Here is a 12,120-nt window from a genome sequence, read left to right as displayed (position 1 = left end):
CACGGCTCTGGTAGGAGCAGCCTTGTGCTGCGAAGAGGCCAGTGAAAACACAGCGGATCGTCGCTGACGTCACCGGCCTCTTCGCAGCACAAGGCTGCTCCTACACACATCCCATTACTTTCAGCCTTTGCATCGCCCCTTCCATCGTTCGCATCCCCTCCGCCGCCCCCGTCTGCATCACCGAACTCAGCTGCGCCATCCGCCCTTCGCGAATCAGGTTACGCACTGCCGTGTTAGCCACCAACACCTCCCGCGCCGCTACCCGCCCGCCGCCCCCGCGCTTGACCAGCACTTGCGCCACCACCAGGCGCAGCGACTCGGCCAGCATCGCCCGCACCAGCGGTTTTTCCTCGGCGGCGAACACCTCCACCAGCCGATCGATGCTGCCTGCAGCCGAGCGCGTGTGCACGGTTGCCAGTACCAGGTGCCCCGTTTCTGCCGCCCGCAATGCCAGGCGAATCGTCTCCAGATCGCGCAACTCGCCGATCATGATCACATCCGGGTCCTGACGCAGCGCACTGCGCAACCCTTGGGCAAACCCGCGGCAATCGCGACCCATCTCGCGCTGGTTGATAAGGCTCCGTTGGCTGCTGTGGATAACTTCCACAGGGTCTTCCAGGGTGATGATATGCAGTGACCGCTCGCGGTTGAGCTGATCGAGCAGCGCCGCCAAGGTGCTGGACTTGCCACTGCCAGTGGGCCCGCCCACCAGAATCAGGCCATCGGAACACTGCGCAACAGCTTGAAACACTTCCACAAGGTCGAGCTCGTCCAGTGTCGCAATGCGTCTAGGTATCAGGCGAAAGGTCGCCGCAACCCCATTCAACTGGCGGAACAGGTTCAGGCGAAAACGGCCTAACGCTGGCAGCGCCAACGCAAGGTCCAGCTCATCCCCCTGCGCCCATTGCCGGCAAGCGTCATCGCCCAGCAAGGGCGCCATGGCATCACTCAACGCCGCTGCCGTCAGCGGCGGCAGGTCCATGCGTTGCAGCTCGCCATCCAGGCGCAGCATCGGTACCTGGCCCGCGGCCAGGTGCAGGTCCGAAGCCCGCGCATCCACAGCACGGGCCAACAGGTCGGTCACATCCATGAGACTCCCCAAAGGCGATCAAGCAGGTAGAATGCCGCAGCCCCTTTCGCCGCCGGCATCGATCCATGTCCACCATAGCAGACAACCTATCCGCCCTTGCCGCCCGCATCGCCAGCGCCGCCCAGGCCGCTGGGCGAGACCCGGCCAGCATCCAGTTGCTGGCTGTGAGCAAGACCAAGCCCGCCAGCGCCATCCGTGAAATCTACGCCGCTGGCGTGCGCGATGTCGGCGAAAACTACCTGCAGGAAGCCCTGACCAAGCAGGAAGCGTTGCGCGACCTGCCCTTGATCTGGCACTTCATCGGCCCCATTCAGTCGAACAAGACCAAAGCCATTGCCGAGCATTTCGACTGGGTACATTCCGTGGACCGCCTGAAGATCGCCCAACGCCTCTCGGAGCAACGCCCTGCTGCACTGGCACCGCTGAACATCTGCCTGCAGGTGAATGTCAGTGGCGAAGACAGCAAGTCCGGCTGCGCACCGGCCGACCTGCCAGCGCTGGCCGAGGCCGTCGCGAAACTGCCCAATCTGCGCCTGCGCGGGTTGATGGCCATCCCGGAGCCCAGCGATGACCGCGCCGCCCAAGAGGCCGCTTTTGCCAGCCTGCGCACCTTGCAGCAGCGCCTGGGCCTTGGCCTGGACACCTTGTCCATGGGCATGAGCCACGACCTGGAGGCGGCGATTGCCCAGGGAGCGACCTGGGTACGTATCGGCACCGCCCTGTTCGGTGCCCGCGACTACGGGCCCGTCTGATTCCATGCTTTACTCACTCTTTCCCACAAGGACCTGACATGAGCAAGACACGTATTGCCTTTATCGGCGCCGGCAACATGGCCGCCAGCCTGATCGGCGGCCTGCGTGCCCAGGGCCTGGAGGCTTCGCAGATCCGCGCCAGCGACCCGGGCGCCGAGACCCGTACCCGCATCCAGGCCGAGCACGGCATCGAAACCTTCGAAGACAATGCCCAGGCAATCGCTGGCGCCGACGTGATCGTGCTGGCGGTCAAGCCGCAGGTCATGAAGGCCGTTTGCCAATCCCTGCAAGCCCACCTGCAGGAAGGCCAGCTGATTGTTTCCATCGCCGCCGGTATCACCTGCGCCAGCCTGCAGAGCTGGGTAGGCCCACGCCCGGTGGTGCGCTGCATGCCCAACACGCCAGCGCTGCTGCGCCAAGGCGTCAGCGGCCTGTACGCCACCCAGGAAGTCAACGCAGAACAGCGGCAACAGGCCGAACAGCTGCTGTCTGCCGTGGGCACTGCCCTGTGGCTGGACCAAGAGCAGCAACTGGACGCAGTGACCGCCGTCTCCGGCAGCGGGCCGGCGTACTTCTTCCTGCTGATCGAGGCGATGACCGCCGCAGGCGAAAAGCTCGGCCTGCCTCGCGAAACCGCCTCCCAGCTGACCCTGCAGACCGCGCTGGGCGCGGCGCGCATGGCCGTGGCCAGCGATGTCGACGCTGCCGAACTGCGCCGCCGCGTCACCTCGCCAGCCGGCACCACCGAAGCTGCGATCACGTCGTTCCAGGCCAACGGCTTCGAAGCCATCGTCGAGCAAGCGCTGCAGGCTGCAGCGACGCGCTCCGCCGAGCTGGCCGAACAACTGGGCAAATAAGGAGCTTTAGATGAATGCACTGTCTGGCGCCGCGATCTTCGTGGTGCAAACCCTGGTCAGCCTGTATTTGGTGATCGTCCTGCTGCGCTTCGTGCTGCAACTGGTCAAGGCCAACTTCTACAACCCACTGTGCCAGTTCGCGGTACGCGCCACCCAGCCGCTGCTCAAGCCGATCCGCCGGGTCATCCCCAGCGTTGGCGGCCTGGACACCTCGTCGCTGCTGCTGGCAGTGGTCATCCAGGCGCTGCTGATGGGCTTCGTGCTGATGGTCACCTACGGCACCTTCGGTGACGTGCTGCACCTGCTGATGTGGGCCATCATCGGCATCACCTCGCTGTTCCTGAAGATCTTCTGGGTGGCGATGATCGTCATGGTGATCGTCTCCTGGGTCGCGCCCAACAGCCACAACCCGGCGGCGGAGCTGGCCTACCAGATCAGCGAACCGGTGCTGGCACCGTTCCGCCGCCTCGTGCCTAACCTGGGCGGCATGGACATCTCGCCCATCTTCGCCTTCCTGGCGATCCAGGTGATCCAGTCGTTCGTCATGCCGCCGCTGGCTGCCTATGCCGGCATGCCTCAAGAACTGTGGCGGATGATCTGATCCAACGCCCTTGAACATCGACGCCCCCTGCGGCAAGCCTTTGCTTGCCGCAGGGGGTAGCGCTCTTTAGACTTACGCCTCCGTCAAGCGTGAGCAGGGTCGATGTCCACTGTCCTTCCCGAAGATTCCGTCGGTCTGGTTACACCGCAAACAGCCCGGTTCGAAGAACCGCTGGCCCTGGCCTGTGGCCGCTCGCTGGCCAGCTACGAGCTGGTCTACGAGACCTATGGCACCCTGAACGCCAGCGCCAGCAATGCCGTGCTGATCTGCCATGCCTTGTCCGGCCACCACCATGCCGCCGGCTACCATGCCACCACCGACCGCAAGCCGGGCTGGTGGGACAGCTGCATCGGCCCCGGCAAGCCAATCGACACCAACCGTTTCTTCGTGGTCAGCCTGAACAACCTCGGCGGCTGCAATGGCAGTACTGGCCCGAGCAGCCTCAACCCGGCTACCGGCAAGCCCTATGGCGCCGACTTCCCGGTGCTGACCGTGGAAGACTGGGTGCACAGCCAGGCACGCCTGGCTGACCGCCTGGGCATTGGCCAGTGGGCGGCCATCGTGGGCGGCAGCCTTGGTGGCATGCAGGCGCTGCAATGGACCATCACCTACCCCGACCGCGTGCGGCACTGCGTCGATATCGCCTCGGCGCCCAAGCTCTCGGCACAGAACATTGCCTTCAACGAAGTAGCGCGCCAGGCCATCCTCACCGACCCGGAGTTCCACGGCGGTTCGTTCCAGGACCAGGGCGTGATCCCCAAGCGCGGGCTGATGCTGGCGCGCATGGTGGGCCATATCACCTACCTGTCCGATGATTCGATGGGTGAAAAATTCGGCCGTGAGCTCAAGAGCGACAAGCTCAACTACGACTTCCACAGCGTCGAATTCCAGGTCGAAAGCTACCTGCGCTATCAGGGCGAGGAGTTTTCCGGCCGTTTCGACGCCAACACCTACCTGCTGATGACCAAGGCCCTGGACTACTTCGACCCGGCCGCAGCCCACGGTGGCGACCTTGCCGCCACCCTGGCCTCGGTCACGGCAGACTATTGCATCATGTCGTTCACCACCGACTGGCGCTTCTCGCCTGCCCGTTCACGCGAGATCGTCGATGCGTTGATGGCCGCGCGCAAGAACGTGTGTTACCTGGAGATCGATTCACCTTATGGGCACGATGCCTTCCTGATCCCCACACCTCGCTACATGCAGGGTTTCTCGAACTACATGAACCGCATCGCCATCTGAGGACAGCATGAGAGCCGATCTGGAAATCATCCACGACTGGATTCCCGCCGGCAGCCGGGTACTCGACCTGGGCTGCGGCAGTGGCGAACTGCTGGCCTCGCTGCGTGACCGCAAGCAGGTCACCGGTTACGGCCTGGAGATCGACGCCGACAATATCGCCGCGTGCGTGGCCAAGGGCGTCAACGTCATCGAACAGGACCTGGACAAGGGCCTGGGCAACTTTGCCAGCAACAGTTTCGATGTGGTGATCATGACCCAGGCCCTGCAGGCCGTGGAGTACCCCGACCGCATCCTCGACGAGATGCTGCGCGTGGGCCGTCAGTGCATCATCACCTTCCCCAACTTCGGCCACTGGCGCTGCCGCTGGTACCTGGCGACCAAAGGCCGCATGCCGGTTTCGGACTTCATGCCGTATACCTGGTACAACACGCCGAACATCCACTTCTGCACCTTCGCTGACTTTGAAGAGCTGTGCCACGAGCGCCACGCCAAGGTCCTCGACCGCCTGGCCGTCGACCACTTGCACCGTAATGGGTGGGGCGGCCGGCTATGGCCTAATCTTCTAGGTGAGATCGGCATCTATCGCGTCAGCAGCCCTGGCCTGCAGGAGCACCAGCTCGCGGTCTGACGCCCACCGGAGGAATCGCACCATGCGTCGCCTAGCCCTGTTCCTGATCAGCCTGTGCCTGGCCCTGCCTGTACTGGCTGCCGATGCCGCCCGTCCCGAGCGCAAGGAAGTGTTTGGCGACGTGACGGTACACTACAGCGCGTTCACCTCAAGCATGCTGACGCCGGAGGTGGCCGCGGCCACGGGCCTGGTGCGCAGCAAGAACCAGGGCGTGCTCAACATTGCCGTGATCAAGGCCAACAAGCCGGCCATGGCGGTCGTCAGCGGCACGGTGAAAGACCTGACCGGGCGCAGCAGCCCGTTGTCCTTCAAGCAGATCACCGAACCGGGCGCGATTTACTACATCGCCCAGTTCAAGATCGAACAGCCAGAAACCGTGACCTTCGACATCAATGTCGAAACCGGCGGCATCAGTAACTCTCTCAGCTTCAACCAGGAAGTGTTCCCAGGCGAATGATGAATTTCCAGCAACTCGTATTGGCCAGCCACAATGCCGGCAAACTCAAGGAACTCCAGGCCATGCTTGGCGCGTCCGTACAGCTGCGCTCGATCGGTGAATTCAGCCAGGTCGAGCCAGAGGAAACCGGCCTGTCGTTCGTCGAGAACGCCATTCTCAAGGCACGCAATGCCGCGCGCATCTCTGGCCTGCCAGCACTGGCCGATGACTCGGGCCTGGCCGTGGACTACCTCGGCGGCGCGCCGGGTATCTATTCTGCTCGCTATGCCGATGGCAAGGGTGACGCGGCAAACAACGCCAAGCTGCTGGACGCCTTGAAAGACGTGCCCGAGGCCGAGCGCGGCGCTCAGTTCGTCTGCGTGCTGGCGCTGGTACGTCACGCCGACGACCCGCTGCCGATCCTGTGCGAAGGCCTGTGGCACGGGCGCATCATGTTTGAGGCCAGCGGTGAGCACGGCTTTGGCTACGACCCGCTGTTCTGGGTGCCAGAGCGCAATTGCTCGAGTGCGGACCTCGCCCCTGTCGACAAGAACCAGCTCAGCCACCGCGCCCGCGCCATGGTCCTGCTGCGTCAACGCCTGGGCCTGGCATGATCGAAACGTTGTCCATCCAACCGCACCCGGCGGGTGCGGCTGGTTTCGCCGTGCTGCCGCCTTTGGCGTTGTACATCCACATCCCGTGGTGCGTACGCAAATGCCCTTATTGCGACTTCAATTCCCACGCGGCGGGCCCAGAGCTGCCTGAAGAGGCTTATGTCGACGCCCTGCTGACCGACCTCGATCAAGAGCTGGCAGCCGTACAAGGCCGCCCGATCAGCTCGATCTTCTTCGGTGGCGGTACGCCGAGCTTGTTCAGTGCCAACGCCCTTGGGCGGCTGCTGCGTGGCGTTGAACAACGCATCCCGTTCGCGCCGGACATCGAAATCACCCTGGAGGCCAACCCCGGTACGTTCGAGCAAGAGAAGTTCAAGGCGTACCGGCAGACGGGCATCAATCGCCTGTCCATCGGCGTGCAGAGCTTCCAGCCCGCCAAGCTGGAGGCGCTCGGGCGCATCCACAATGGTGACGAAGCGATCCGTGCCGCCGACATGGCGCGCGCCGCCGGGTTCGACAACTTCAACATGGACTTGATGCACGGCCTGCCCGACCAGTCGCTGGACGACGCGCTGGGTGACGTGCGCCAGGCCATCGCGCTAGGGCCGACCCACTTGTCGTGGTACCAGCTGACCGTAGAGCCGAACACGGTGTTCTGGAACCAGCCGCCCGAGCTGCCCGAAGACGACATCCTGTGGGATATCCAGGAGGCCGGCCAAAGCCTGATGGCCGAGCACGGCTACCGCCAGTACGAAGTGTCGGCCTATGCCCAGCCAGGCCGTGCTGCCAAGCACAACCTCAATTACTGGCGCTTCGGTGATTTCATCGGCATCGGCGCGGGCGCCCACGGCAAGCTGACCTTCGCTGACGGGCGCATCCTGCGCACCTGGAAAACCCGCCTGCCCAAGGACTACCTGAACCTGGCCAAACCGTTCAAGGCTGGCGAAAAGCGGCTGCCGGCGGACGAGCTGCCCTTCGAGTTCCTGATGAACGCCTTGCGCCTGACCGATGGCGTCGAAGCCGAACTGTTCACCCAGCGTACCGGCCTGCCGCTGGCGCAACTGGCCGAGGCCCGTCGCGCGGCCGAACAAAAGGGCCTTTTGCAGGTCGAACCGGATCGATTGGTGGCCACGCCGCGCGGCCAGTTGTTCCTCAATGACCTGCTGCAGTATTTCTTGACCTAAGGATGACCCATGGACCTGGTACTTGATCTGCTTGCAACGGCTTCCCGCTGGAGCCGCAGCAACCTGTCGGAGATTTCGCTGGCCTTGGTAGGCTGCCTGCTGGTGCTGTTCGGCACCGATATCAAAGCCACGGTGGAACAACGCCTAGGCAGCCTGGCCGGCGCCCTGCGCGTGCCGTTCATGGCCCTGCTGGTGATGATCGGCAGCGGTGCAGCGCTGATCTATGCCACGCCGTGGGTGGTGAAGGGGCTGGGCCAGTTCAATAATTATGCGTTGGCACCCGTGCTGCTGGTGGTGCTGGTGTTGATCGGCGTGGTGGCTGATCGGCGGGGGTAAGGCACGACTACAGCATTTCACTTTCCCTGTGGGAGCGGGTTTACCCGCGAACACGGGCGAAGCCCGTGCCATGTACCGCGTCGCATTCTTCGCGGGTAAACCCGCTCCCACAGAATCTCTCGCGGTCTTGAGTACAAACAAGATCCGGATGAGTACGGGGTCTTTCAGTGAAAGCCCGAAGCGAAGGATCCTCAGTCTGATCGTTTCAATAAAAAAACCGCCCTTCTCAGGCGGTTTTTTTGTTGGTCACTTCAGCAGGCTGAGCTCGAAAGGTTCAAGCGCCCAATCAATCCACCTTCTCGAACTTCAAATCCCAAACCCCATGCCCCAAGCGCTCACCACGGCGCTCGAACTTGGTGATCGGCCGCTCTTGCGGACGTGGCACATATGCGCCATCCGCCGCCTGGTTACGGTAACCGGGCGCAGCGCTCATCACTTCCAGCATGTACTCGGCATACGGTTCCCAGTCGGTCGCCATGTGGAACACGCCACCCGGCTTGAGCTTGCGGCGTACCAGCTCTGCGAATTCCAGCTGCACGATGCGGCGCTTGTGATGGCGCGCTTTGTGCCAAGGGTCTGGGAAGAACAGCATCAAACGGTCGAGGCTGTTGTCGGCCACGCAGCGATTGAGCACTTCGATGGCATCGCAGTCATACACCCGCAGGTTCTTCAGCCCTTGGGTCAGCACGCCATTGAGCAGCGCGCCAACGCCCGGACGGTGCACTTCGACACCGATGAAATCCTGCTCAGGCGCGGCAGCGGCCATCTCCAGCAGGGAGTGGCCCATGCCGAAACCGATCTCCAGGGTGCGCGGCGCCGAACGGCCGAACACCTGATCGTAGTCCACCGGGCTGTCGGCCAGGGGCAGGATGAACAGGGGGCCACCCTGGTCCAGGCCGCGTTGCTGACCTTCGGTCATGCGCCCGGCGCGCATCACGAAGCTCTTGATACGGCGGTGTGGGCGCTCTTCGCCTTCGGCGGTGATCGGCGTTTCTTGCGATTCAGTCATCAGGAGCTCTTACTTGATCAGACCATCCAGCGGCGAAGAGGCGCTGGCATAGAGTTTCTTCGGCATGCGGCCGGCCAGGTAGGCCAGGCGACCGGCCACGATGGCGTGCTTCATGGCTTCAGCCATCAACACCGGTTGCTGGGCATGGGCGATGGCCGAGTTCATCAGCACCGCCTCGCAGCCCATCTCCATGGCGATGGTGGCGTCGGAGGCAGTACCCACGCCGGCATCGACCAGCACCGGCACCTTGGATTCTTCGAGGATGATCTGCAGGTTGTAAGGGTTGCAGATGCCCAGGCCGGTACCGATCAGGCCAGCCAGCGGCATGACCGCAATACAGCCCGCTTCGGCCAGCTGACGGGCGATGATCGGGTCGTCGCTGGTGTAGACCATCACGTCGAAACCGTCCTTGACCAACACTTCGGCGGCCTTGAGGGTTTCGATCACGTTGGGGAACAAGGTTTTCTGGTCGGCCAGCACTTCCAGCTTGACCAGGTTGTGGCCATCCAGCAGTTCACGGGCCAGGCGGCAAGTGCGCACGGCTTCGACAGCGTCGTAGCAGCCCGCAGTGTTCGGCAAGATGGTGTAACGGTCGGGTGGCAGCACGTCGAGCAGGTTCGGCTCGCCCGGGTTCTGACCGATGTTGGTACGGCGCACAGCGACGGTGACGATCTCGGCACCCGAGGCCTCGATGGCCAGACGGGTTTCTTCCATGTCACGGTATTTGCCGGTGCCGACCAGCAGGCGCGACTGGAAAGTGCGCCCGGCCAGGGTAAAGGGCTTGTCGCTACGAACGTTGCTCATCGTTGTTCCTCGGGAAAAGGTTACTGGGCTTGCGTGTGAACCGCCGAGCCGCTATCAGCCGCCGCCGATGGCGTGGACCACTTCAACCTGGTCGCCTTCGTTCAGCGCAGTGCTGTCGTGCTGGCTACGCGGCACGATATCCAGGTTGAGTTCCACTGCTACCCGGCGCCCGGTGAGGTCCAGGCGCGTCAGCAGGGCCGCGACGCTTTCGCCAGCGGGCAGTTCGTAAGGTTCACCGTTCAGTTGAATGCGCATGCGCACGGCCACCATTGTGCTTTGGGGCACGCATTCTAGCGCCGAACACCCCGTTTACCCAAGGCCGGTGCACGCCATTAGTCGCGATTGTGGACCACTCGGTCAGCCCAGCCGCCAGGCTGCCAGGCCCAGGCACAGCCACCCTGCGAGGAAGCACAGGCCGCCAAAGGGCGTGATGATGCCGAGCTTGCTCACGCCTGTCAGGGTCAGCAGGTACAGGCTACCGGAGAACAGCAGGATACCCAGCGCGAACAGACCGCCGGCCCAGCCCACCAGGCGCCCCGGCAAATGCGCTGCCAGCACGGCGACACCGAAAATCGCCAAGGCATGCACCAGCTGGTAGGTCACGCCGGTGTGGAAGATGGCCAGGTAGTCTGGCGTCAGGCGGTTTTTCAGCCCATGCGCGGCGAAAGCGCCCAGGGCCACACCGGTAAAGCCGAAAAAGGCGGCAAGCATGAGGAAGCTGCGAAGCATGGGACGACTCCTTGTATCGGGTCTGTATAATGGCCCGTTCCACCCGCCCGGCCAAGCCATCGACATGCTGCCATCCCTTATCCGCCGCCTCACTCGCGCCCTGCTCTGGTTCGCTGCCGGCAGTATCGTATTGGTGCTGGTGTTTCGCTGGGTGCCGCCCCCCGGCACGGCGTTGATGGCCGAGCGCAAGGTCGAGTCCTGGCTGAATGGCGAGCCCATTGACCTGCAGCGCGACTGGGAACCGTGGGAGAACATCTCCGATGAGCTCAAGGTCGCGGTCATTGCCGGTGAAGACCAGAAGTTCGCCACCCATTGGGGTTTTGACATCCCGGCCATTCAGGCAGCGCTGGCCTACAACGAACGCGGCGGCAACATTCGCGGGGCCAGCACGCTGACCCAGCAGGTGGCCAAGAACCTGTTCCTGTGGTCGGGCCGCAGTTGGTTCCGCAAGGGCCTGGAAGCCTGGTTCACGGCGCTGATCGAGCTGTTCTGGTCGAAGGAGCGCATCCTCGAGGTCTACCTGAACAGCGCCGAATGGGGCAATGGCGTGTTTGGCGCCCAGGCGGCGGCGCGCTACCACTTCGGGGTCGACGCCAGCCGGCTCAATCGGCAACAGGCCGCGCAACTGGCTGCGGTATTGCCCAGCCCGATCAAGTGGAGCGCCAGCCGGCCCAGCGCCTATGTGGCCAGTCGGGCCGGGTGGATTCGGCGGCAGATGAGCCAGTTGGGTGGGCCTAGCTACCTGATGCAGCTGGATGCTTCGCGCAGGCTTTGAATCATCGACGGGCTTTACCGGCCCTTTCGCAGCACAAGGCTGCGCCTACAGGTCCGGCGCTATACCTGTAGGAGCAGCCTTGTGCTGCGAAAGGGCCCGCAAAGCCAACACAAACAAAAAAGCCGCCAACCCTCTTCAGGCCAGCGGCTTTTTGATACAGCCAAGCGTGAATCACACCGTGATCAACGCCTTGACCTTGTTCATCGCATTCTTCTCCAGCTGACGAATACGCTCAGCCGACACGCTGTACTTGTCTGCCAACTCATGCAACGTCGCCTTCTCTTCCGCCAACCAGCGCTGGTAGAGAATGTCACGGCTGCGCTCGTCCAGGCCTTGCAGCGCTTCATGCAGGTTGCTGGTGGAGTTGTCGCTCCAGTCGGCATCCTCAAGCTGTACGGCCGGGTCGTAGCGGTGGTCCTCCAGGTAATGCGCAGGCGACTGGAACGCGCTGTCATCATCGGCTTCCGCCGCTGGGTCAAAGGCCATGTCCTGACCACTCAGGCGGCTTTCCATCTCGCGCACTTCGCGCGGTTCGACGCCCAGGCTCTCTGCCACGCGATGAACTTCATCGTTGTTCAGCCAGGCCAGGCGCTTCTTCTGGCTGCGCAGATTGAAGAACAGTTTGCGCTGGGCCTTGGTGGTCGCCACCTTGACGATGCGCCAGTTGCGCAGGATGAATTCGTGGATTTCGGCCTTGATCCAGTGCACGGCAAAGGACACCAGGCGCACGCCCATCTCTGGGTTGAAGCGTTTGACGGCCTTCATCAGGCCGACGTTGCCTTCCTGGATCAGGTCAGCCTGGGCCAGGCCGTAGCCTGCATAGCTACGGGCGATATGTACGACGAAACGCAGGTGGGCCATCACCATTTGCCGAGCGGCCTCAAGATCCTGCTCGTAATAGAGACGCTCGGCCAGATCACGCTCCTGCTCGACCGTCAGCAGCGGGATGCTGTTGACCGTGTGCACATAGGCTTCCAGGTTTGCACCGGGCACCAGGGCATAGGCAGGTTGCAACGATGTGGTCATTCAAGAACCTCCGACTTACTAGACTCGCGCCTTGTGG

16 protein-coding genes are annotated in these 12,120 nt (G+C 63.2%); 10 read left to right on the top strand and 6 right to left on the bottom strand.

The annotated features are described in order from the left end of the window. Positions 1–100 precede the first annotated feature (100 nt). Positions 101–1,090 (bottom strand): type IV pilus twitching motility protein PilT, encoded by a 990-nt coding sequence (locus GIB19_RS00460; RefSeq protein ID WP_274882740.1) that lies wholly within the window; start codon positions 1,088–1,090, stop codon positions 101–103. Positions 1,091–1,155: 65 nt separating this feature from the next. On the opposite strand from GIB19_RS00460, the gene GIB19_RS00455 reads away from it, so the two are divergent. From GIB19_RS00455 to GIB19_RS00415, 9 genes are all read left to right on the top strand, one after another. Next, a complete protein-coding gene (locus tag GIB19_RS00455; RefSeq protein WP_238215592.1) occupies positions 1,156–1,842 on the top strand; it encodes a YggS family pyridoxal phosphate-dependent enzyme in 687 nt (228 codons plus the stop codon). A gap of 38 nt (positions 1,843–1,880) precedes the next feature. Then, positions 1,881–2,699 (top strand): pyrroline-5-carboxylate reductase, encoded by an 819-nt coding sequence (proC, locus tag GIB19_RS00450; RefSeq protein WP_274882736.1) that lies wholly within the window; start codon positions 1,881–1,883, stop codon positions 2,697–2,699. 10 nt (positions 2,700–2,709) lie between these two features. Further along, positions 2,710–3,300 (top strand): YggT family protein, encoded by a 591-nt coding sequence (locus GIB19_RS00445; protein WP_027592340.1) that lies wholly within the window; start codon positions 2,710–2,712, stop codon positions 3,298–3,300. Positions 3,301–3,402: 102 nt separating this feature from the next. After that, entirely contained in the window at positions 3,403–4,542 is a 1,140-nt protein-coding gene (gene metX / locus GIB19_RS00440) for a homoserine O-succinyltransferase MetX (protein WP_274882734.1), read from the top strand. A 7-nt stretch (positions 4,543–4,549) separates the two neighbouring features. Continuing rightward, positions 4,550–5,170, top strand: a complete 621-nt coding sequence (metW, locus tag GIB19_RS00435; protein WP_008092977.1) for a methionine biosynthesis protein MetW — start codon at positions 4,550–4,552, stop codon at positions 5,168–5,170. A 22-nt stretch (positions 5,171–5,192) separates the two neighbouring features. After that, on the top strand, positions 5,193–5,627 hold the full coding sequence (locus GIB19_RS00430) for a DUF4426 domain-containing protein (RefSeq protein WP_274882729.1): 435 nt from the start codon (positions 5,193–5,195) through the stop codon (positions 5,625–5,627). Further along, a complete protein-coding gene (gene rdgB, locus GIB19_RS00425; protein ID WP_099430691.1) occupies positions 5,624–6,220 on the top strand; it encodes an RdgB/HAM1 family non-canonical purine NTP pyrophosphatase in 597 nt (198 codons plus the stop codon). Before GIB19_RS00430 ends, rdgB begins: the two co-directional genes overlap by 4 nt. Next, entirely contained in the window at positions 6,217–7,404 is a 1,188-nt protein-coding gene (hemW, locus tag GIB19_RS00420) for a radical SAM family heme chaperone HemW (RefSeq protein WP_099430692.1), read from the top strand. The genes rdgB and hemW overlap by 4 nt, the downstream gene beginning before the upstream one ends. 9 nt (positions 7,405–7,413) lie before the next feature. After that, positions 7,414–7,740 carry a DUF3392 family protein gene (locus GIB19_RS00415; RefSeq protein ID WP_027592335.1) on the top strand — a complete coding sequence of 109 codons (327 nt, stop codon included), beginning with the start codon at positions 7,414–7,416 and terminating at the stop codon, positions 7,738–7,740. 286 nt (positions 7,741–8,026) lie between these two features. On the opposite strand, the gene trmB is transcribed toward GIB19_RS00415, so the two are convergent. The 4 genes from trmB to GIB19_RS00395 all read right to left on the bottom strand — a co-directional run bounded on the left by trmB (position 8,027) and on the right by GIB19_RS00395 (position 10,282). Beyond that, positions 8,027–8,749: a tRNA (guanosine(46)-N7)-methyltransferase TrmB gene (trmB, locus tag GIB19_RS00410; protein WP_027592334.1), complete on the bottom strand. Its 723-nt coding sequence runs from the start codon at positions 8,747–8,749 to the stop codon at positions 8,027–8,029. A 9-nt stretch (positions 8,750–8,758) separates the two neighbouring features. Further along, a complete protein-coding gene (locus GIB19_RS00405) occupies positions 8,759–9,553 on the bottom strand; it encodes a thiazole synthase (protein WP_027592333.1) in 795 nt (264 codons plus the stop codon). Between the two features lie 54 nt (positions 9,554–9,607). Further along, on the bottom strand, positions 9,608–9,808 hold the full coding sequence (thiS, locus tag GIB19_RS00400) for a sulfur carrier protein ThiS (protein WP_033693942.1): 201 nt from the start codon (positions 9,806–9,808) through the stop codon (positions 9,608–9,610). A gap of 102 nt (positions 9,809–9,910) precedes the next feature. Next, entirely contained in the window at positions 9,911–10,282 is a 372-nt protein-coding gene (locus GIB19_RS00395) for a DUF423 domain-containing protein (protein ID WP_027592331.1), read from the bottom strand. A 64-nt stretch (positions 10,283–10,346) separates the two neighbouring features. Here GIB19_RS00395 and mtgA point away from each other — a divergent pair, with 64 nt between their 5' ends. Beyond that, the gene (gene mtgA / locus GIB19_RS00390; protein WP_027592330.1) at positions 10,347–11,057 is read left to right on the top strand and encodes a monofunctional biosynthetic peptidoglycan transglycosylase; all 711 of its coding nucleotides are present in this window, start codon (positions 10,347–10,349) and stop codon (positions 11,055–11,057) included. A 171-nt stretch (positions 11,058–11,228) separates the two neighbouring features. Here mtgA and rpoH read toward each other — a convergent pair whose 3' ends face one another. Further along, on the bottom strand, positions 11,229–12,083 hold the full coding sequence (gene rpoH / locus GIB19_RS00385; protein ID WP_023378197.1) for an RNA polymerase sigma factor RpoH: 855 nt from the start codon (positions 12,081–12,083) through the stop codon (positions 11,229–11,231). Between the last annotated feature and the right edge of the window lie 37 nt (positions 12,084–12,120).

Source organism: Pseudomonas sp. ITEM 17296, from assembly GCF_028895205.1.
Taxonomy (GTDB): Bacteria; Pseudomonadota; Gammaproteobacteria; order Pseudomonadales; family Pseudomonadaceae; genus Aquipseudomonas; species Aquipseudomonas kermanshahensis.
Note: the sequence above shows the minus strand (reverse complement) of the source record. Positions and strands in the feature narration are given on the sequence as shown.